The organism is Paludibaculum fermentans (assembly GCF_051172195.1).
In the GTDB taxonomy this organism is placed as follows: domain Bacteria; phylum Acidobacteriota; class Terriglobia; order Bryobacterales; family Bryobacteraceae; genus Paludibaculum; species Paludibaculum fermentans_A.
Genome location: NZ_JBPJAQ010000001.1, coordinates 3,985,836 through 4,003,981 on the forward strand (window position 1 = coordinate 3,985,836; position 18,146 = coordinate 4,003,981).

Here is an 18,146-nt window from a genome sequence, read left to right on the forward strand (position 1 = left end):
AGCTTTTTGAGCCCGGGTTGGTGCGGATGAGGCGCAAGCTGATCGCTGACCGCTGATCGCTGATCGCTGACGGCTGATCGCTGATCGCTGACAGCTTTCCTGGTGGCTTAAGCTCACTGCGGGTGTTCCTTGAGGTACTCGTCCACTGTGTAGTACGTCTTGTCCTTGTATAGGCGCCCAGCGTCTTCCACGGGTGCCGTCCAGTTGTACTTCCACGCGTCGCCGGTGCGGCGCATCCAGGCTGCCAGTTGGGATTCCAGGGTCTGGCAGAGTTTGCCGGCGGACGGGTCCGCGGCTAGATTGTGCTCCTCGCTCGGGTCTTCCTTCAGGTCGTAGAGGACCCACGGTTTGTCTTCGAAGCGCGCGTATTTGTAGCGGGGGGTGCGGAGGCCGCGCCAGCCGGCGGGCGTCTGGTCTCCGGCATAGGGGCCGAAGATCTGGAGGAAGGCGGAGTCGGGGGCACGGCGGTTTTGGCCGGTGACGAGGCTCGAGAGATCGGCGCCTTGCATGGTCTTGGGGACCGGCACTCCGCAGAGGCTCAATAGGGTGGGCGCGTAGTCGACGTGGGAGAGGAGAGCTTCCTCACTGCGGCCGGGCTTGATGCGGCGGGGGTAGCGGAGGATGCCGGGGACGCGGATCGACTCCTCCCAGGGTTTGCGCTTCAACTTGGCTCCATGGGTGCCTAGCATGTCGCCGTGATCGGAGGAGAAGAGCACGATGGTGTCTTCTGCCAGGCCCAGGTCGCTGAGCGAGCGGGTGAGGCGGGCGACCTGGTCGTCGATGGCCGTGATGGCGGCGTAGTAGGCGTTCAGCGGCTTAGGCACGTTTTCATAGCGGCGCATGTAGGCGTCCGGGGCGGCGTAGGGATCGTGCGGGGGGCCCATGAAGACGGAGAGGAAGAAGGGGCGCGTGTCGCGCTTTGTGGTTTCGAGGAATTCGAGCGCCAGGTCGGTCCAGCCCTCGGGTTCGAAGCCGCGTACGGGCAGGGGCTGGGGTGTGTCGCGGAAATAGGTGTTTTTGAAGTGCTCGTGGGAACACTCGTTGGCGGCCCAGAAGTCGTAGCCGTGACGGCGCGGACCGGGCGGGACGAAGCCGGGCAGGCGGGGTCCGCCGTCGAGGTGCCATTTGCCGATGAAACCGGTGCGGTAGCCGTTCTGCTTCAGCAGGCTGGGCAGGGTGACTGACGATTCGCGCAGGCGCAGGTCGTTGGCGACCATGCCATTGGTGTGGCAGTACTGGCCGGTGAGGAAGATGGCTCGGGCGGGGCAGCAGACGGGTGTATTGGCGATGGTGTTGCGGAAGGTGACGCCTTCGGCGGCAAGCCGGTCGATGTTGGGGGTCTGGACGACGGTGTTGCCCATGCAGCCCAGGGCCTGGGCTCGGAGTTGATCCGGCAGGACGAAGAGGATATTGGGGCGGCGCGGGCGTTGGAAGGCCGCGGCGGAGGAGGCAACGAACTGTCGGCGGGAAAGCATGGGTCTGGAACTGGCGATGAGTGTATCACCCGACACCATTCCAAGCAGGACCCCATGCCACCACGGACCCCATGCCACCACGGACCCCATGCCACCACGGACCCCATGCCACGAACGGCAGGGCAGTGTTATCCCCTGCCGTTCGTGGGACCCCCAACACAGACCGGAGGAACCTAGGTGGCCAGCACGGCCTGATAGGCCGGATGGAGCCAGGCGTGATAGTCGGCGATGCGGCCGCGTGTGGCCTGCATGTAGAGTTCGCGGATGTGGCCGGTGACGAAGCCGATGTTGCCGCAGCCGACTGTGCGGTGATCCACCATGGTGACGGGCGCCACTTCGACGGCCGTACCGGTGAAGAAGACCTCATCGGCGACGTAGAGTTCGCTGCGATCGATGGAGCGTTCGATCACATCCATGTGCATTTCGCGGCGGGCGAGCGTGATGACGGAGTCGCGGACCAAGCCTTCCAGGATGTTGTCCGATGGCGGAGGTGTGATGAGCTTGCCGTGGCGCACGATGAAGATATTGCAGGTGGAGCCTTCGGCGACGTGGCCGTTCTGATTGAGCAGGATCGCTTCGTCGTAGCCGTGGTAGTGGGCTTCGGTGGTGGCGAGAACGCTGTTCACATAGGCACCGCAGATTTTGCCGCGGGCCGGCAATGCCTGGTCTTCGACGCGGCGCCAGGAAGCGACACCGGCGTGGATGCCTTTTGCGCTGTCGAGATAGACGCCGAACGGGATGGCCGCGATGGCGAAGCTGTGCTGCCCGTCGGGCCGCACGCCTACGCGGGCCGAGGACATATAGGAGAGCGGCCGGACGTAGATGTCGGTGCGGAAGTTGTTGCGGCGGACGAGCTCGGCCGTGATCTCAGTGAGTTCTTCGGCGCTCTTGGGCGGATCGATCTCCAGGATGCGGCAGTTCGCCTTCCAGCGGTGATAGTGGTCTTCACAGCGGACCAGGAAGAGTTCCTCTTCCTCGGGCACCCAGTAGCCGCGGATGCCTTCAAAGACGCCAGTGCCGTAATGCAGGCCGTGAGTCAGGATGTTCACATTGGCGTCGCGCAGCGGGACGAATTGATTATTGAAATAGATGAGGACGTCTTGGTTGTCAAACATGGACAGGTACCTCGGGAGACAGCAGGGAAGCTCCGCGGCGCAGGGCCTGGCGATCGATTTCGATCCACTTTTCGGCCTTGACCACGCGGGGCAGGGCGTGGTCGACCACTTCCAGCGGGAGGACGCCGGTAGCGGAAAGAAGAGCGCCGAGGACGACGATATTGCCGACCTTGGTACTGCCGAGTTCGTCGGCCACGGCGAAGAAGGGAATGGCGTGCATGCGCAGGCCGGGCCGCACGCAATCGGCCGGGATGGTGGTGCCGTTGTAGAAGACCAGGCCGCCGGGTTCCACGGTTGCGATGAATTTGCGCAGAGAGGGCTCGTTGAGCGCGATGAGGACGTTGGGGCAGGAGACGAAGGGCGAGTCCACTGGCGTATTGGAGAGCCGCACATGGCAGTTCGACGTGCCTGAGCGCATTTCCGGCCCATAGCTGGGCAGCCAGGAGACTTCCAGGCCATAGTCCATGCCGGCTTCGGCCAGCAGTTGACCGAGGAGCAGGACCCCCTGTCCGCCGAAGCCGGCAATTTTGACGCGGAAATCGACGGTTTCGTGGTGTGCGGGGGCCGTGGTGCTGGCGCCTTTGTCGAGCTTGAGGATACGCGGCAGTTCTTCCAGTGCCGGCGGTGGTACGGGTGCGGGCCGGGGCTCGGCTTCTTTGGTGCGGTCGCGCTTCGGGCCCAGCGGGTAGACGGCGGCGAGGCCTTCGCGCACGTGCTTCTGCGCTTCGACGGGGTCCATTTTCCAGATGGTGGGGCAGGGCGACAGGATCTCGACCATGGAGAAGCCCAGGCCCTTCATCTGCGTTTCCAGCGCCTTCTTGATCGCTTTCTTGGCCTGCAGGATCTGCTTGACGTTGCCGAGGGCGGCGCGCTCGACATAGGCGGGCGCTTCCAGGGTGGCGATGACTTCGGAGACGTGCAGCGGGTAGCCGTCGTTGAAGACGTTGCGGCCGAAGGGTGTCGTCGTGGTGCGGTTGCCCATCAGCGTGGTGGGCGCCATCTGGCCGCCGGTCATGCCGTAGATCGCGTTGTTGATGAAGATGGCGGTGTAATTCTCTCCGCGGTTGGCGGCATGCAGGATCTCGGCGCTGCCGATGGCGGCGAGGTCGCCGTCACCCTGATAGGAGATGACGATGGCTTCGGGATGGGCGCGCTTCAAGGCGGTGGCGGCGGCGGGCGCGCGGCCATGGGCGACCTGCACATTGCCGACGTCGAAGTAGTAGTAGAGGAAGACGGAGCAGCCGACCGGGGAGACCAGGATGACGCGGTCGCGGATGCCGAGCTCGTCAATGGATTCGGCCAGCAGCTTGTGCGCGATGCCATGGCCGCAGCCGGGGCAGTAGTGCGTCTGGTGCTGCGCTTCGCCCTTGCGCTCGTAGTGCTCGTAGAAGCAATCAGCTTTGCCGTGGATGCACTTCAGTTCAGACATGGGCGAAAACCTCCTCCACAATCTCTTCGGCAGTGGGAATGTTGCCGCCGCAGCGGCCGTAGAACTCGACGGACCGGCGGCCATCCACGGCGAGCCGGACGTCCTCCACCATCTGTCCGGTGCTCATCTCGACCACAAAGAACTGGTGGGCCTGGTTGGCGAGGCGGCGCAGTTCCAGGGTTGGGAACGGGTAGAGGGTGATGGGGCGCAGCAGGCCGGCTTTGATGCCCTGGGCCCGCAGCTTTTCGACCACCGATTTGAGGATGCGGGCCACGATGCCGTAGCCGACGAAGACGAGTTCCGCGTCGTCCGTGCGGTAGTTTTCCCAACGAGTTTCTTCGACTTGGGCGCGCTTGTATTTCGCGTCGAGCTTGAGGATGTGCTTTTCGAGGTCGTCCGGCTGGAGGTAGATGGACGAGATCAGGTTGGGGCGTGTGGCGGCGGTCCCGTCGACGGCCCAATCAGGCGTGCGGGGGGCGCGCGGAGTGTTGGGGAAGTCCACCGGCTCCATCATCTGGCCCAGGCAGCCGTCGGCGAGGAGGATGACGGGGTTGCGGTATTTGTCGGCCAGGTCGAAGCCGAGGAAGGTGAGGTCGCACATCTCCTGGGCGGAGGCAGGCGCCAGGACGAGGGCGTGGTAGCAGCCGTGGCCGCCGCCTTTCACGGCCTGGAAGTAATCGGACTGCTCGGGCGCAATGTTGCCCAGGCCCGGGCCGCCGCGCATGATGTTGGCGATGACGCAGGGCAACTCGGCTCCGGCGATGTAGCTGATGCCTTCGCACATGAGGCTCATGCCGGGGCCGCTGGAGGCGGTCATGGTGCGGACGCCGGCCGAGGCGCCGCCGTAGACCATGTTGATGGCGGCGACTTCGCTCTCCGCCTGGAGGAAGACGCCGCCGGCTTGCGGGATATAGACCGCGGCGGATTCCGCGATCTCATTGGCGGGTGTAATGGGGTAGCCGTAGAATGCGCGGCAGCCGGCCAGGACGGCGCCCTTGACCAGGGCTTCATTGCCTTTGATGAGTTGCTTGGGCATGAGGAGCTCTCCTGGAGGTTAGTCGAAGGCTTTGAAGACCTGGATGGCGCCCGGTTCGGGGCAGGCGTAGAAACAGAGCCCGCAGCCGTTGCACGGCTTTTCCTCGTTGGTGGCCGGGTGGTAGCCATAACGATTGAGCTGCGGCGAGAGGGTTAGCACCTTCTGCACGCAGGCGGCGACACACAAGCCGCAGCCCTTGCACTCTTCCGGATCGATGACGACATAGCCTTTGATATCGATGGCTTCTTCAATGGCGCAGGCAGGCATGGCTTGGACTCCTCAGCAGACTGGGACCAACTTGGGCCGCAGGTAACGGGCCTGGTAGGCGTATTCGGTGAGCATCTCGCGGAACGAAGGATGCGCGATGCGAATGAGTTCGACGGCGCGCTCGCTCAGGGTTTTGCCGTGCAGATAGGCGACGCCGAATTCGGTGACGATGTAGTGGACATCGCCGCGGGTGGTGACCACTCCGGCTCCGGGGTCGAGCATCGGAGCGATGCGTGAGACCGTGCCGCGGCAGGCGGTGGCCGGCAGGGCGATGATGGGGCGGCCGCCTTCACTGTGGGCGGCGCCTCGAATGAAATCCAACTGGCCGCCAAAGCCGCTGTACAGGCGCGTACCGATGGAATCGGAGCAGACCTGGCCGGTGATGTCGACCTGCAGGGCCGAATTGATGGCCACCATTTTGCGGTTCTGGCTGATGACGAACGGATCGTTGACGTACTTGATGGGGTGGAACTCGAACAGCGGGTTGTCGTCGATGAAGTCGAACAGGCGGCGGGTGCCCAGGACGAAACCGGCGACGAGTTTGCCAACGTGGATCGACTTGGCGGCTCCATTGAGGACGCCCTTCTCGATGAGCGGGATCACCCCGTCCGAGAACATCTCGGTGTGCAGCCCCAGGTCGCGGTGGTCCACCAGGCGGGTCAGGACCGCGTCGGGAACAGCGCCGATGCCGAGTTGCAGGGTTGCCCCATTGGGGATGAGAGACGCCACGTTGTCGGCGATGCGAAGTTGAGTCTCATCCGCGGGCTCCATGTGGAGTTCCGGCAGCGGACGGTCGACTTCGACGATGCGATCGACTTCGGAGACGTGGATGAAGGTCTGCCCCAGGGTGCGGGGCATGTTGGGATTCACTTCGGCGATGACCCGGCGGGCATGGCGGGCGGCGGTGAGCGAACAGTCGACGCCGGTGCCGAAGCTCATGTAGCCGTACTTGTCGGGCGGGGACAGTTGGAGCAGGCAGAAGTCCAGCGGGCGTTCGCCGGATTCGAAGAGACCTTCGATCTCGTGCAGGAAGATGGGGAGGTAGTCGGCACGGCCATCGCGGATGGCGTCGCGGACGTTGTCACCGATGAACATGGCCACCGTGCGGAAGGATGCTTCGTACTGCGGGTGGGAGTAGTCCGCGCAGCCGAGCGTTTTCATATGGATGATCTCGACGTCTTCCAGTTCGGGGGCGCGGTCGATGAGGGCGTGGATCAGGTCTTCGGGCGTGGCGCAGCTGGCGTGGACATAGACGCGGTCGCGGGAGCGAATCTCGCGCATGGCTTCGGCGGCGGTGGTGCGCTTTTGTAGGTATTCGTCGAGCCAGGAGGCTTGTGTCTCCGGCCGGTTTCGAATTTGTGATTTTAATACCTGCATAACCTGAACACGCAGTCCCAAGTCCGTTATCGCGCGTTCGGGCTGGGCTGTCAAGTCTTTTTTATGCAGGTATTTGCGGGACTCATCCGGTGAACACCACTGGACAGTGGTGAACATTGAATAAAGTCCCGCAATCCAGTGAGATGCGGCCATCCGTACGTGGTTGTACGATTACTCGTTGCGCAAGGCGCTGAGGGGATCGATGGCGGATGCGCGAAACGCGGGCAGGGCGCAGGCGGCGGTGGTGATGACGACCAAAGCGAGTGGGACCGCGGCGAGGGTCCAGGGGGAGAGCGGCCCGAGTCCAGCTAAAGCGGAGCTGAGAAGACGGAACAGGGGGACGCTGAGGACCAAGCCCACGGCTGCTCCAGCCAAGGTGATGCGCAGGCCCTGGCCGAGGATCATCCAGAGGATGCGCGGGCGGCCGGCTCCGATGGCGACGCGGATGCCGATTTCGCGCGTGCGGCGGACGACGGAGTAAGCTATGAGCCCGTAGAGGCCGACGACGGCGAGGGCGAGGCCGACGAGGCCGGTGACGGTGACCATCTGGAGGACGATGAGGGACGGTCCGAGGACCCCCAGTTCGTAGAACACTTCGATGGGGCGTGTGTTGAAAACAGGCTGGTTCGGGTCGATATTGCGGACGGTGCGCAAGACGGGGCCGGAGATTTCGCGCGGATCGCCGAAGGTGTGGATGAAGAGCGTGAGCTTGGAGCGCGGAGCCTGGGTGAGCGGCCTATAGAAGTAAGGCTGCGGCTTCTCGGTGAGGGACAGGTATTTGGCGGTTTTGGCGACGCCGACGATCTGGACGAATTCGCCCTTCAGGCCGAGGCGAAAGCGTTTGCCGAGCGGATCCTGATCGGGGTAGAAGCGGCGCGCGAACTCCTGGTTGACCACGGCGATGCGGGCGGATTCGGCGGTGTCGCGGAGGGTGAAGGCGCGGCCCTGGAGGAGGGGCGTGCCGACGGTTTCGAAGTAGTCCTCGCCGACGATGTTGGCGGCGACGGAGACGGTGGCTTTGCCGTCGGGCAGAGGCGCACCTTCGGGGATAATTTCCTCATCGGTGAAGTTTGGCCGGAAGGGGACACCGCGGCTGAGGGCGGCGGTGCGGACTCCGGGCAGGCGGCGCACTTCGTCGGTCAAGCGACGGTAAAACACGGTGGTTTGCGCGGGGGAATAGCGGAGCAGGGACGGGTCGAACTCGACCATCATCATGTGGTCGGTGCGGATGCCGGGGTCGGCCACCATCATCTGACGGAAAGCGTCAAGGAACGAGCCGAAGGCGACCAGCAGGACCAGGGAAGCGGCGACCTGGGCGCCCACGAGGAACTGGCGGCCGAGGGCGCGGCCCTTCTTCGGCTCACCGATTTCGCCGGATTTGAGGGTGGGCGAGACTTCCATTTTGGTGGAGTGCCAGGCGGGCACGACGCCGAAGAGCAGGGCGCTGGAGATGGAGACTGCGATGCTGAAAAGCAGGACGCGCCAGTCCAATTGGGCCGAGATCGCGATGGGCGTGTCAGTAGGCAGTTGAATCGAAGTGAGATAGCGTATGGCGCCCAGGGCAAGCAGGACGCCCGCCACCCCGCCCAGCAGCGCGAGCAGGACGCTTTCGGTGACCAGTTGCTGGAACAGGCGGCCGCGTCCGGCTCCGATGGCGAGGCGGATGGCGATCTCGCGAGAGCGGGCCCGAGCCCGTGCCAGCAACAGGTTGGCGACGTTGGCGGAGGCCACGAGGAGCACGAGGCCGGAGAGTGTCATCAGCAGTGCCATGGCGCCGACCACCGGCGGGAACTGCTGGACGCGCGATTCGAGCTCCGTGCGGACGGCCAGGCGGATGCCGCGGTTGGTGTCGGGGTATTCGCGGGCCAAGGCGGCGGCCAAGGCGTCGAGTTCGGAACGCGCCTGCTGGATGGTGGCGCCGGGCTTCAGGCGGCCGCGGAGGAGGAGGGAACGGGCGGAACGGTCCTGGAGAATGCCCGCCCCGGGCCGGTTGGCAAGGCGTCCGGCCATGGTGAGGGGGAAGTAGAGGGCCGGCCGGATGAGCGGGTCCATGCCGGTGAAGCTCTCGGGGGCCACTCCTATGATTGTGAAATCAAGGCCATTTAGGCGGAGAGTGGTGCCGACGGCGTGGAGGTCGGAGCCCAACTGGTTGCGCCAGAATTCATGGCTGATGACGATGACGGGTTCGCGGTCAGGAGAGGCGGTTTCCTCGTCGCGAAACGCGCGGCCCAGCACCGGCTGAATGCCGAGGGTCTGGAAGAAGCCGTCGGTGACGACCGCGCCCATCTTCCATTGGGCGATGTCGGCGGCGGTGCGGGCGACGCCCAGTCCATAGAGGTGGTAGCCGGCGACTGAGGAGAAGGCCCGGCTGCGGGCGCGGATCTCCTGCAGTTCGGGATAGGGCAGGCCCTCGAAGGCGTCGTGATCGCTGACGCCGGTGATCTGGACGAGTTCCGAAGGATTGTGCGCGGCGATGGGGCGCAGGAGCAGGGCGTCGGCCAAGCTGAAGCTGGCGGTATTCGCTCCAATACCCAGCGCGAGGGAGAGGATGGCGGTGAGGGCAAAGACGGGCGAGCGGCGCAGGGCGCGCAAGCCGAAGACGAGATCCTGTTTAAGACGTTCCAGATTGGTCCAGCCCCACATATCGCGCGTGACCTCCTTGATGAGTGCGACGTTGCCGAAGTCTTCGGGGATGGGGCTTCCGGCCCGGGCTACCTGTGCCAAGTGGAACTGGATTTCCTCGTCAAGTTCCTGCTCGCGGCGGCGCCGATGGAGAAACCAGCGGAAGAAGCTCATGCGGGATCGCCCTCGACTCCGCGGCTCAACATATCGGCCATGGCTTTGGAGAACTGATCCCAGCGATCGCGTTCGGCGATGAGTTGCGCGCGTCCGGCGACGGTGAGGCTGTAGTACTTGGCGCGTTGGCTGTTCTCGGTGAGGCGCCACTCGGATTGGATCCAGCCGCGCTTTTCCAGGCGGTGGAGGGCTGGGTAGAGGGAACCGGTTTCCACCTGGAGGAGGTCGCCGGAGCCAGACCGGATTGAGCTGCTGATGGCGTAGCCGTGCTGCGCACCCCAGCAGAGGGTTTGGAGGATGAGCAGGTCGAGCGTGCCCTGGAGCAGCTCAATGCGATTTTGGTAGCGGTCTGGCTTCGGCATAGCAGGGGTGTAGAAAGTCTACATGGTAAGGGTGTAGAGAGTCTACAGGGTTGTGCGGGTTCGAGTGTGTATTTACAGGTGTGAATTGAACAGCCCTCGCCAGGTGGGGTCGGGGTCGAGCCAGCGTTGCGGCCGGCAAGAGGTGGTGTTGAGGCGCAGATCGAGTAGACCCGTCGCGCTGCCTCGCCCCCATGTGGTTCCGGATCCGGACGGTTGACATGTGCTGCACATGTTTTTATGCTTTTGGCATGTCCAAGATGATCCAAGTGCGGGATGTGCCGGAGGCTGTTCACGGCACGCTGAAGGCGCGTGCCGCGCGGGAAGGGATGAGCTTATCCGACTACATCAAACGGGAACTGGAGCGGGTGGCGGAGCAACCGACGATGCGCGAATGGCTGGATCGGACGAGGGAGTCTAAGCCAATCGTTGGGAAGAAGTCGGCGGCCCAGGTGATCCGGGCGCTGCGGGACGACCGATGATCGTGCTCGATGCTTCCGTCGTAGTGGAACTGGTGACGAACGGGCCATTGGCGGAGACGATTCGAGGCGAGTTGGCGGCGAGCAGTGAATCCTTCATCGTGCCGCACCTATTGGACGTTGAGGTGATGAGCGCCCTGCGGAATCTGGCCGCCGGCCAGCGGATTGACTCTCATCGTAGCGACCAATTGCAGAGTGCGCTGTCGAGCCTACCCGCTGAGCGGTATGGCCACAGGTCGCTGATTGGCCGGATCTGGGCGTTGCGTCACAACTTTACCGCCTACGACGCGACGTATATCGCTTTGGCGGAAGCGACTAACTCCACGCTCTATACCTGCGATTCGAAGCTGCGGCGCGGCCATCGGGCTCGTGTGGTGATTTTCTCCCGGTAATGGCGCCCATCTAGTGAGCGGGCGGTGGGGTTGGGGCGGTGAAGCCACGGGAGAAGGGGTGCGGTAGGCTCAGATCATGCAAAGGACGCAGCGCCTGACGGCGATTATTGAGCGGGAAGACGATGGGTTCGTCTCGTTGTGTCCGGAGTTGGATATCGCGAGTCAAGGCGAGTCGATTGAAGAGGCTCGGGCCAACCTGGTGGAAGCATTGGCGCTGTTTCTTGAAGCATCGGACCCGTCTGAGGTCGATCGCCGGTATCACGAAGACGTGCTGCACCAATCTGAGGAAGACGGGAAGGATGCAGTGATGCGCCTGGGGTTGAATAGGGACGGGCTGTAACAGCTAGGCCGGATGGGCCATCCGCGAGGTGGCGACGACGATGCCGATGTACAGCAGGAAAAGGCCGGCGAGTGCGGCTTTGTCTCGCAGGGAGAGGCGGAGTTCAGGCCAGGGAAGAGGGACTCCCCGGCCTCGGATGGCAGCGAGGGCAAGGCCGGCGACGACCGACAGGACGGTTGCCGCGGTTAGGAAGGTGGCCAGCGCGTGCGAGTTTGGCTGCTGTGCCAACCGGCTGAGTTCGAGGGCCTCGAAGTTCGACTTGCAGGCTATTGCGAACGTGAGCGTCAGGAAGATGTTCGAGTAAGCGGCACGGCGAGCGGGGTTGGGGAAGTCGGCCGCGTGCGAAAGCATGAGCATCGCCATGAGCCCGTGGATCAGATTCATCGCCGGCACTCGAAACACCATGAAGAGAGACTTGGGCGCCATTGCGATGGCTCCGCCAAAGGGGTTTCGCAGGGCGGGGAGTTCTGCCGGCATTTGTGCATAGCCTGCGGCCACCAGCAGGAAAGGCGCGGCGAACAGGAGGAGAGCCGAGGTGAGTGTAGTTCGAGACATCGGTTTGAGTAGCGTCCTGCTGCGACCAGACTAGCAGTGGGGCGAATCGGACTGGAGGCGCGGTGCACGCCAGGGATCACGGGCAGGCAACCACGGCTGCGCCAGGCTCCCGCTGTTGGGATAGATTGGAGACCGTATGCTGATCCGCTGTACTTCCCTGATCCTGCTGGCCTCGCTGGCGGCGGTTGCTTCCGATCCGACTACGGTGGAGGGCGCGTATGGCCGCCTGTCCACGGACAAGTCGGCTTACCGGCCTTTGGACGTGGTAAAGGTGAGGGTCGGCGGCCGGGCTGCGGGCGACCGGAAGTGCCGGGTGAAGGTCGCTGATCCGGACCAGAAGGTTTACTTCGAGAAGGACGTCGACCTGGACGCCAATCAGGGAGGGGTGCAGTTCTCCGCTTCGGGCAAGCTGGGCGTCCACTATGTGTACCTGTGGTGGCCTGACGCGAAGAAGTACAGCCGGTATGTGAATTTCCGGCTGGATGCCGAGACGGGCGTCGAGTCCGGCGATCGGGACTTCGACACCATCTACCCGTTCACGCATGAGCGAGTGCAGCTGGGACGGCGCGACTACATGACGAAGCGCGGCCGGTTTGTGGGCTACATTTCGGCGGATACCAACCACTTCGACGGCATCTGGCTGCGCGACTGGATCTACACGCTGCCGGCCTACAAGTATTGGGAACGCGAGATGCAGTGCGGGCTCGACCGGTTCCTGGAGGTGCAGCGGGAGGACGGGCAGACTCCGGATGGCATTGAGCGTGATGGGCGGACGTGGCGGGTCGGGCTGGAGAGCGATGTCGAGTACATCCTGACGCTGGGTGTATGGGACACGTGGAAGGCGACGGGCGACGACGCATGGCTGCGGACGGCGATGCCGAAGCTGGAGAAGGCTCTCAACTATATCCGCAGCGATGCCAAGCACTGGGATGCGAAGAACCGGCTGATCCAGCGGCAGCACAGTTGCGATACGTGGGATTACGACATCGATGGCGCTACGGATCATGGGGCCAGCCGGCATGTGATTGCGAACTGCGACCAGAGCGGGTATGCGCTGGCGTTTCGCGGGATGAGCGAGATGTACCGGTATCTGGGCGACAACGCGGCGGCGGAGCGGTGGTCGAAAGAGGCCGGCGAGTATCGTGAGCGAGCAGTGAAGATGCTTTGGGACGGCACGAAGTTCCTGCATCACGTGCATCTCGATCCCATTGAACACGGGGATTTCGACGAGACGAAGCAGCTCACGATGGGCAATACGTGGGCGATGACTCGAGGGCTGGCGGATGAGAAGCAGTCGATCAGGATCATCGACGAATACCGGAGAAGGCAGAAGGAGACGGGTGACAAGTACCCGTGGTGGAGCCTGCAGCCGGGCTATCCGGATCGCCTGGGATATTGGAAGGACAAGTACCGGCTGGAGGGTGCGTACGCGAACGGCGGGTTGATGCCGTGGGTGGGGGGCGAACTGGCGCGGGCTTCGTTTTTCTATGGACGCGAGTCGTACGGAGTTGAGCTGATGCGGCAGTACGCGGAGCATCTGCGGCGGACTGGGGGTGCGCAGGTCTGGTATTTCCCCGATGGGACTCCGGGCTACCGCACGACGAATGAGGTGAACTACGCGGGTTGGGGGATGGCGCAATGGGTGGATGCGCTGGTGGAAGGGTTGGCGGGGATCCGGGATCCGCAGGGGAAGATGCGGGCCGTGGAGATATCACCACGCTGGGCGGCAGCGGGCGTGCAGGAAGTGCGGGCGACGGCGCGGTATGGAGCGTCGGACGCGTACTTCAGCTACAAGTGGGATGCCGAGCCGGCTTCGATTGAGATTGAATATTCGGGCTCGGGGGAGAAGGCGGAATTCCGGGTTTTGCTGCCGGCGGGGTTTGCTCCACGGGCGGTGATGGTGAATGGGACGGATGTGAGGTTTGAGCGTGAGGATGTGGGGTCGAGCGTGTACATTCGCTTCCAGCCCGCGAATGGGACGCGCGGCACGATTCGCATCGGCCGCGCGTGATGGTTGTCAGGCCACGGCAGGAGCCGGTTCTGAGGGCTTCATGAAGGACTTGATGCCGAAGATGAGCAGCAGTCCGACGATGAGGTAGACGACGCAACTGGCGCTGATGGCAGCGCCCATTCCGAACGTCTCGGCGGCGCGGGCCACGGCCAGAGGGGCTACGCTGCCGCCCATCCAGCCGATGGAGTTCATCAAGCCGAGCGCCGTGGCTCGGTTCTCCGGTTTCACCACGTCGTACAGGGATGCCCAGATATTGGCGTCATAGAGCCCCTTTGAGAAGCCGAAGCCGGTCATGCCCAGGACGAGCAGTGGAACGGAGAGGGTCCAGCCTGCCAGGAAGATGAAGGGAATGCCGAGGATGAGGCCGAGGGACTGAGTCCACATGCGGCCGGCGCGGCTGCGGCGGGCAAAGCGGTCGGCCAGGAAGCCGCCGGTCATGACTCCGCAGACGGAGGCGATCTGGATGTAGGCGGTGCCGCTGAGCCCGGCCATGGAGAGGCTCATGCCGAACTTCTCGAAGAGGAAGGTGGGCATCCAGGTGAGGAAGATCATGGCCACGAAGTTGGCGCCCACGAAGACCGTGATGAGGATGGGCACCATGCGGTGTTCAAAGGTGTGGCTGATGGTGGCGAACAGGTTCTTGTCGAGCTTCAGGGCGCCGTGTCCGCCGTCTTCCCCGGGCTGCTCGGACTGGCCGCGCTTGGGTTCCTTCAGCAAGGCGACGAGGACGATGCCCAGCACCGTGCCGAGGATACCGAACAGGTAGAAGCTGGAGCGCCAGCCGTAGTGCTGGCCCAGGTGACCGGCGACGGCTCCACCGGCGATGGTGCCGGCATAGACGCTGGACTGGTGGATGGCCATGGCTCGGGAGCGGGTGTCGCGGCCGTGATAGTCGCTGACGAGGGACATGGAGGCGGGGAAGTAGAAGGCTTCGCCCAGGCCTTCGAGGGCGCGGAAGAGCACTAGTTGCCAGTAGGTGGTCGAGAAGGCGGTTGCGACGGTGACGAGGGACCAGAAGATGAGCCCGCCGATGATGAGGGTTTTGCGTTGGAGACGGTCACCCACCATGCCGGCGAAGGGGCCGGAGAGGGCGTAGACCCACATGAACGAGCTGCCGACGATCGCGAGTTGCGAGGTCGTGAGGTTCATCTGGCTCTTCAGGAGCGGGAAGACCGAGTAGATGGCCTGACGGTCCGCGTAGTTGAAGAAGCAGACGAACCACAGCATGCCGACGACGAACCATTTGTACCGAGAGAGAACCATTCTTGTTAGGAATACCGCAACAGAGGGGGGGCGTGCAGTGCGGAGCGCTTACATTGCGTCCGGGCGCGACTCGGTGTTGGGCCGGCTGCCTTTTCCTGGCAGGGCAACATCCCAGGAATCGCATCTGTTACACGCGTGAACTCTCGCCCTCTCCCCTTGTATTCCCAGGGGACGTATGCGAATCTTCCATAGAAAGCACAGGGGAGCGGGATGGACAAGACGCAACTGGAACTCGTTCGCGGAACTCTCGACGTTCTAATTCTCAAGGCGCTGGTCTGGGGCCGGCTACACGGATACGCCATCACGAGCCTGATTCATCGCCAGACCGAAGAAGCGCTGCTGGTGGAAGAGGGTACGCTGTATCCCGCGCTGTGGCGGTTGGAGGCGAAAGGACTGGTGGAGGCCGAGTGGGGCCTCTCTGAGAACAACCGGCGGGCCAAGTTCTATCAGCTCACGGCCGAGGGGCGGCGGCAGTTGCGCGAAGAGACGAAGACCTGGGAGGCGTACTCGGCGGCGGTCAGCAAGATGCTGGGCGCTACGAAGCCTCCGGTGCCGGAGAAGGCTGGATGAGCCAGATACCCATGTGGCGGCGGTGGGCGCGCATGTTTGGCGCGGACCCGGCTCGCGATGTCGAGGATGAGCTGCAGTTCCACCTGCTGATGAAGGTGGACGATCTGGTGGAGCAAGGCTGGCCTCGGGATGAGGCGCGGAAGGAAGCCGAACGGCTATTCGGGGACTTGAGGAGCGTACGAGCCATGGGGGAACAAATGGGCCAGGAGATGCAGCGGTCAAAGGAACGCCGGGATTACTGGGGCGAGTTTGCGCAGGATCTGCGCTACGCGATGCGAACCCTGCGCAAGGAGCGCGGGTTCGCGATCATCAGCGTACTGATTCTCGCTTTGGGCATCGCCGCCAATACCGCGGTGTTCAGCGTGGTGAATGCGGTGCTGTTGCGGCCGCTGCCGTTCCCCGAATCGCAGAATCTGGCGTGGCTGCGGGCGGATCGAACGATGGACGATGAGGCGAGAGCGACGGCCGGGCTTTCCGCGGTGACCTATACGGTGGCGGCGTTTGAGGAGTATCAGCGGCACAACAAGTCGTTCCAGAGTGTGACCGGCTTCAATCCCTTCTATGGAAGCAGCGAATACACCATGACCGGGCGGGGTGAACCGCGGCCCGTGGTGGCGGTAATGGTGGCCGAGAACTTCTTCCCGCTGCTTGGTGTGAAGCCGATGCTGGGGCGGCTTTTCGTACATGAGGAATGTGTGAAGGGCGGGCGGCTCGCGGCGCTGATCAGCGAATCCATGTGGCGCAACCAGTTTGGCGCCGATCCCGGGCTGATTGGGCAGACCATCACGTTGAGCAAGATGGCCGTCACGGTGGTGGGGATTCTGCCGGCGAGTTTCGATTTCGGGGCGGTGTTTGCCCCGGGGCAGAGGATGGAGTTGTTCGTTCCCGCCCCCATGGCGGAAATTCGAAACTGGGGCAACACCATCTCGATGTTCGGCCGCCTGAAGCCGGGTGTGTCGGTGGCACAGGCCCAGGCGGAAGCCGATGTCCTGTTCCCGCAATTGCGCGAGGCGCATAAAGACTGGTACAGCGACTATGCCTCCACGGTGACCGGCCTGAAGGAGTATGTCAGCGGCAAGCTGAAGCGGTCGTTGGTGATGCTGTGGTGCGCCGTGGGCCTGATCCTGCTGATCGTGTGCGTGAACCTATCGAACCTTCAGATGGCGCGGGCCGCAGCGCGCAGCAAGGAATTTGCGGTGCGCAGTGCGTTGGGCGCAGGCCGAGCGAGGCTTTGCCGACAGTTGTTGACCGAGAGCATGGTGCTGGCAGGTGCAGGCGGCTTGCTGGGGCTCGGCTTGGCCTATGGCCTGACGTTCTACTTCGCGCATCAGGATTCCATCGCCCTGCCGTTGCTGAGCAGTGTGACGTTGGATTGGGTAGCGGTGGCCTGGACGCTCGGGATCGCCGTTTCGGCCGCCCTGGTTTTCGGGCTGGTGCCTGGGCTGCGGTTGTACTCCGGCAACGTTCAGGAAGCGCTGAGGAGCAGCGGCCAGGGGATGACTACGGGCCGCCGTCATGAGCGGATGCGGGCGACGATGGTGGTCTCCGAGATGGCTTTGGCCTGTGTACTGCTGATTGGATCTGGACTGCTGCTGCGCAGTTTCCTCAAAGTGCTGGACGTCGATCTGGGGTTCCAGCCGAGCCGGGCGGCCGTGATCAAGATCGATTTCGATGATGGAGGCAAGATTGAGCGCCGCGGCCCGATCGTGCAGGAGATTCTGCGTAATATCAGGGAGATCCCGGGCATTGAAACAGCAGGCATCGTGGATATGTTGCCGCTGGGGCGCAACCGCTCTTGGGGCTTGAGGGCCAAGGGTAAGCAGTATCCCAAAGGGACGGAGATGGGCGCCATCGTACGCATTGTGACGCCGGGCTATCTCGGCGTGATGGGGATGCGCCTGCGCACCGGCCGCGATTTCACCTGGAGCGACGGGCCCAAGAGCGATTCGGTGGTGATCATCAACGAGGCGGCCAGCCGCCGCTACTGGAACGGCGAAGATCCGATGAGCCGGCCGGCCCAGATCAATGGAAGGGATGCCAAGGTGATTGGGGTGATCGCGGATGTACGGGAGAACAGCCTGGAGGACGCCGCGGATCCGGAGATGTATCTGTCAACGATCCAGGCGGATCCGGAGGGTGCGGAGCTGGTGATTCGTACGAGTCAGCCGCTGGCGTCGTTGGCGCCCGCCATCATGAGGACACTGCGAACGCTGAATCCGGGGCAGCCGGCGGCGGAGTTGCGGCCGTTGCAGCACATTGTGGATCGCGCCGCGTCGCCCCGGCGGTTCTTCGTCATGCTGGTGACGAGCTTTGCGTTGCTGGGCCTGGTGCTGGCGTCGCTGGGGATTTACGGAGTCATTTCGTATTCGGTCACGAGGCAGACGCAGGAGATTGGTATCCGCATGGCTCTGGGCGCAAGCGGTGGTCAGGTGCAGGCCAAGGTGATTGGAAACGCGCTGCGATTAGCGGTGGCGGGCGCGGTGCTGGGCGCGATGGGGTCGTTCGTGATCGCACGTTCCATTGCCACGCTGCTCTATGGGACTGAGCCCTCCGACCCAACGACATTCATTGGGGTGATCCTGATGCTGTGCAGTGTGGCGTTGGCGGCTGGTTATATTCCGGCACGGCGTGCATCGCGGATCCATCCCATGACGGCGTTGCGCGAGGGCTGAGCTGCCGGGT

General features: G+C 63.7%; 16 protein-coding genes. 6 read left to right on the forward strand and 10 right to left on the reverse strand.

What is annotated here, in order from left to right:
* Nucleotides 1-113: 113 nt before the first annotated feature.
* The 8 genes from ACR9Y2_RS16160 to ACR9Y2_RS16195 form a co-directional block, all read right to left on the reverse strand.
* The gene (locus ACR9Y2_RS16160; RefSeq protein WP_435042443.1) at nt 114-1,475 is read right to left on the reverse strand and encodes a sulfatase family protein; all 1,362 of its coding nucleotides are present in this window, start codon (nt 1,473-1,475) and stop codon (nt 114-116) included.
* Between the two features lie 173 nt (nt 1,476-1,648).
* Nucleotides 1,649-2,590 (reverse strand): branched-chain amino acid transaminase, encoded by a 942-nt coding sequence (locus tag ACR9Y2_RS16165; RefSeq protein ID WP_435042444.1) that lies wholly within the window; start codon nt 2,588-2,590, stop codon nt 1,649-1,651.
* On the reverse strand, nt 2,583-4,019 hold the full coding sequence (locus ACR9Y2_RS16170; protein WP_435042446.1) for a 2-oxoacid:acceptor oxidoreductase family protein: 1,437 nt from the start codon (nt 4,017-4,019) through the stop codon (nt 2,583-2,585). Before ACR9Y2_RS16170 ends, ACR9Y2_RS16165 begins: the two co-directional genes overlap by 8 nt.
* Nucleotides 4,012-5,055 (reverse strand): 3-methyl-2-oxobutanoate dehydrogenase subunit VorB, encoded by a 1,044-nt coding sequence (locus ACR9Y2_RS16175; RefSeq protein ID WP_435042448.1) that lies wholly within the window; start codon nt 5,053-5,055, stop codon nt 4,012-4,014. Before ACR9Y2_RS16175 ends, ACR9Y2_RS16170 begins: the two co-directional genes overlap by 8 nt.
* Nucleotides 5,056-5,073: 18 nt before the next feature.
* Complete coding sequence (locus ACR9Y2_RS16180; RefSeq protein WP_435042449.1) at nt 5,074-5,322, reverse strand: ATP-binding protein; 249 nt, start codon at nt 5,320-5,322, stop codon at nt 5,074-5,076.
* A gap of 12 nt (nt 5,323-5,334) precedes the next feature.
* Nucleotides 5,335-6,699 carry an acetyl-CoA hydrolase/transferase family protein gene (locus tag ACR9Y2_RS16185; RefSeq protein WP_435042451.1) on the reverse strand — a complete coding sequence of 455 codons (1,365 nt, stop codon included), beginning with the start codon at nt 6,697-6,699 and terminating at the stop codon, nt 5,335-5,337.
* A gap of 171 nt (nt 6,700-6,870) precedes the next feature.
* A complete protein-coding gene (locus ACR9Y2_RS16190) occupies nt 6,871-9,495 on the reverse strand; it encodes an ADOP family duplicated permease (RefSeq protein ID WP_435042453.1) in 2,625 nt (874 codons plus the stop codon).
* Nucleotides 9,492-9,857: a PadR family transcriptional regulator gene (locus tag ACR9Y2_RS16195; RefSeq protein WP_435042454.1), complete on the reverse strand. Its 366-nt coding sequence runs from the start codon at nt 9,855-9,857 to the stop codon at nt 9,492-9,494. Before ACR9Y2_RS16195 ends, ACR9Y2_RS16190 begins: the two co-directional genes overlap by 4 nt.
* Nucleotides 9,858-10,105: 248 nt before the next feature.
* Here ACR9Y2_RS16195 and ACR9Y2_RS16200 point away from each other — a divergent pair, with 248 nt between their 5' ends.
* From ACR9Y2_RS16200 to ACR9Y2_RS16210, 3 genes are all read left to right on the forward strand, one after another.
* On the forward strand, nt 10,106-10,336 hold the full coding sequence (locus ACR9Y2_RS16200; RefSeq protein ID WP_435042455.1) for a FitA-like ribbon-helix-helix domain-containing protein: 231 nt from the start codon (nt 10,106-10,108) through the stop codon (nt 10,334-10,336).
* Nucleotides 10,333-10,725 (forward strand): type II toxin-antitoxin system VapC family toxin, encoded by a 393-nt coding sequence (locus tag ACR9Y2_RS16205; protein WP_435042456.1) that lies wholly within the window; start codon nt 10,333-10,335, stop codon nt 10,723-10,725. Before ACR9Y2_RS16200 ends, ACR9Y2_RS16205 begins: the two co-directional genes overlap by 4 nt.
* A gap of 76 nt (nt 10,726-10,801) precedes the next feature.
* Nucleotides 10,802-11,065, forward strand: coding sequence for a type II toxin-antitoxin system HicB family antitoxin (locus ACR9Y2_RS16210; RefSeq protein ID WP_435042458.1), 264 nt, complete (start codon nt 10,802-10,804; stop codon nt 11,063-11,065).
* Nucleotides 11,066-11,068: 3 nt separating this feature from the next.
* Here ACR9Y2_RS16210 and ACR9Y2_RS16215 read toward each other — a convergent pair whose 3' ends face one another.
* Nucleotides 11,069-11,620 (reverse strand): hypothetical protein, encoded by a 552-nt coding sequence (locus tag ACR9Y2_RS16215; RefSeq protein WP_435042460.1) that lies wholly within the window; start codon nt 11,618-11,620, stop codon nt 11,069-11,071.
* A gap of 136 nt (nt 11,621-11,756) precedes the next feature.
* Between ACR9Y2_RS16215 and ACR9Y2_RS16220 the strand changes: the two genes are divergently transcribed.
* Complete coding sequence (locus ACR9Y2_RS16220) at nt 11,757-13,631, forward strand: hypothetical protein (RefSeq protein WP_435042461.1); 1,875 nt, start codon at nt 11,757-11,759, stop codon at nt 13,629-13,631.
* Between the two features lie 6 nt (nt 13,632-13,637).
* Here the strand turns inward: ACR9Y2_RS16220 and ACR9Y2_RS16225 are convergent, their stop codons facing one another.
* A complete protein-coding gene (locus ACR9Y2_RS16225) occupies nt 13,638-14,894 on the reverse strand; it encodes an MFS transporter (RefSeq protein ID WP_435042463.1) in 1,257 nt (418 codons plus the stop codon).
* A 210-nt stretch (nt 14,895-15,104) separates the two neighbouring features.
* On the opposite strand from ACR9Y2_RS16225, the gene ACR9Y2_RS16230 reads away from it, so the two are divergent.
* A complete protein-coding gene (locus ACR9Y2_RS16230; protein WP_435042464.1) occupies nt 15,105-15,464 on the forward strand; it encodes a PadR family transcriptional regulator in 360 nt (119 codons plus the stop codon).
* Entirely contained in the window at nt 15,461-18,136 is a 2,676-nt protein-coding gene (locus tag ACR9Y2_RS16235; protein WP_435042466.1) for an ADOP family duplicated permease, read from the forward strand. Before ACR9Y2_RS16230 ends, ACR9Y2_RS16235 begins: the two co-directional genes overlap by 4 nt.
* Nucleotides 18,137-18,146 lie beyond the last annotated feature (10 nt).

Bases quoted from the DNA above. Each gene is read 5' to 3' on its own strand.
- ACR9Y2_RS16160 (WP_435042443.1), bottom strand. From the start codon at position 1,475: ATGCTTTCCCGCCGACAGTTCGTTGCCTCCTCCGCCGCGGCCTTCCAA.
- ACR9Y2_RS16165 (WP_435042444.1), bottom strand. From the start codon at position 2,590: ATGTTTGACAACCAAGACGTCCTCATCTATTTCAATAATCAATTCGTC.
- ACR9Y2_RS16170 (WP_435042446.1), bottom strand. From the start codon at position 4,019: ATGTCTGAACTGAAGTGCATCCACGGCAAAGCTGATTGCTTCTACGAG.
- ACR9Y2_RS16175 (WP_435042448.1), bottom strand. From the start codon at position 5,055: ATGCCCAAGCAACTCATCAAAGGCAATGAAGCCCTGGTCAAGGGCGCC.
- ACR9Y2_RS16180 (WP_435042449.1), bottom strand. From the start codon at position 5,322: ATGCCTGCCTGCGCCATTGAAGAAGCCATCGATATCAAAGGCTATGTC.
- ACR9Y2_RS16185 (WP_435042451.1), bottom strand. From the start codon at position 6,699: ATGCAGGTATTAAAATCACAAATTCGAAACCGGCCGGAGACACAAGCC.
- ACR9Y2_RS16190 (WP_435042453.1), bottom strand. From the start codon at position 9,495: ATGAGCTTCTTCCGCTGGTTTCTCCATCGGCGCCGCCGCGAGCAGGAA.
- ACR9Y2_RS16195 (WP_435042454.1), bottom strand. From the start codon at position 9,857: ATGCCGAAGCCAGACCGCTACCAAAATCGCATTGAGCTGCTCCAGGGC.
- ACR9Y2_RS16200 (WP_435042455.1), top strand. From the start codon at position 10,106: ATGTCCAAGATGATCCAAGTGCGGGATGTGCCGGAGGCTGTTCACGGC.
- ACR9Y2_RS16205 (WP_435042456.1), top strand. From the start codon at position 10,333: ATGATCGTGCTCGATGCTTCCGTCGTAGTGGAACTGGTGACGAACGGG.
- ACR9Y2_RS16210 (WP_435042458.1), top strand. From the start codon at position 10,802: ATGCAAAGGACGCAGCGCCTGACGGCGATTATTGAGCGGGAAGACGAT.
- ACR9Y2_RS16215 (WP_435042460.1), bottom strand. From the start codon at position 11,620: ATGTCTCGAACTACACTCACCTCGGCTCTCCTCCTGTTCGCCGCGCCT.
- ACR9Y2_RS16220 (WP_435042461.1), top strand. From the start codon at position 11,757: ATGCTGATCCGCTGTACTTCCCTGATCCTGCTGGCCTCGCTGGCGGCG.
- ACR9Y2_RS16225 (WP_435042463.1), bottom strand. From the start codon at position 14,894: ATGGTTCTCTCTCGGTACAAATGGTTCGTCGTCGGCATGCTGTGGTTC.
- ACR9Y2_RS16230 (WP_435042464.1), top strand. From the start codon at position 15,105: ATGGACAAGACGCAACTGGAACTCGTTCGCGGAACTCTCGACGTTCTA.
- ACR9Y2_RS16235 (WP_435042466.1), top strand. From the start codon at position 15,461: ATGAGCCAGATACCCATGTGGCGGCGGTGGGCGCGCATGTTTGGCGCG.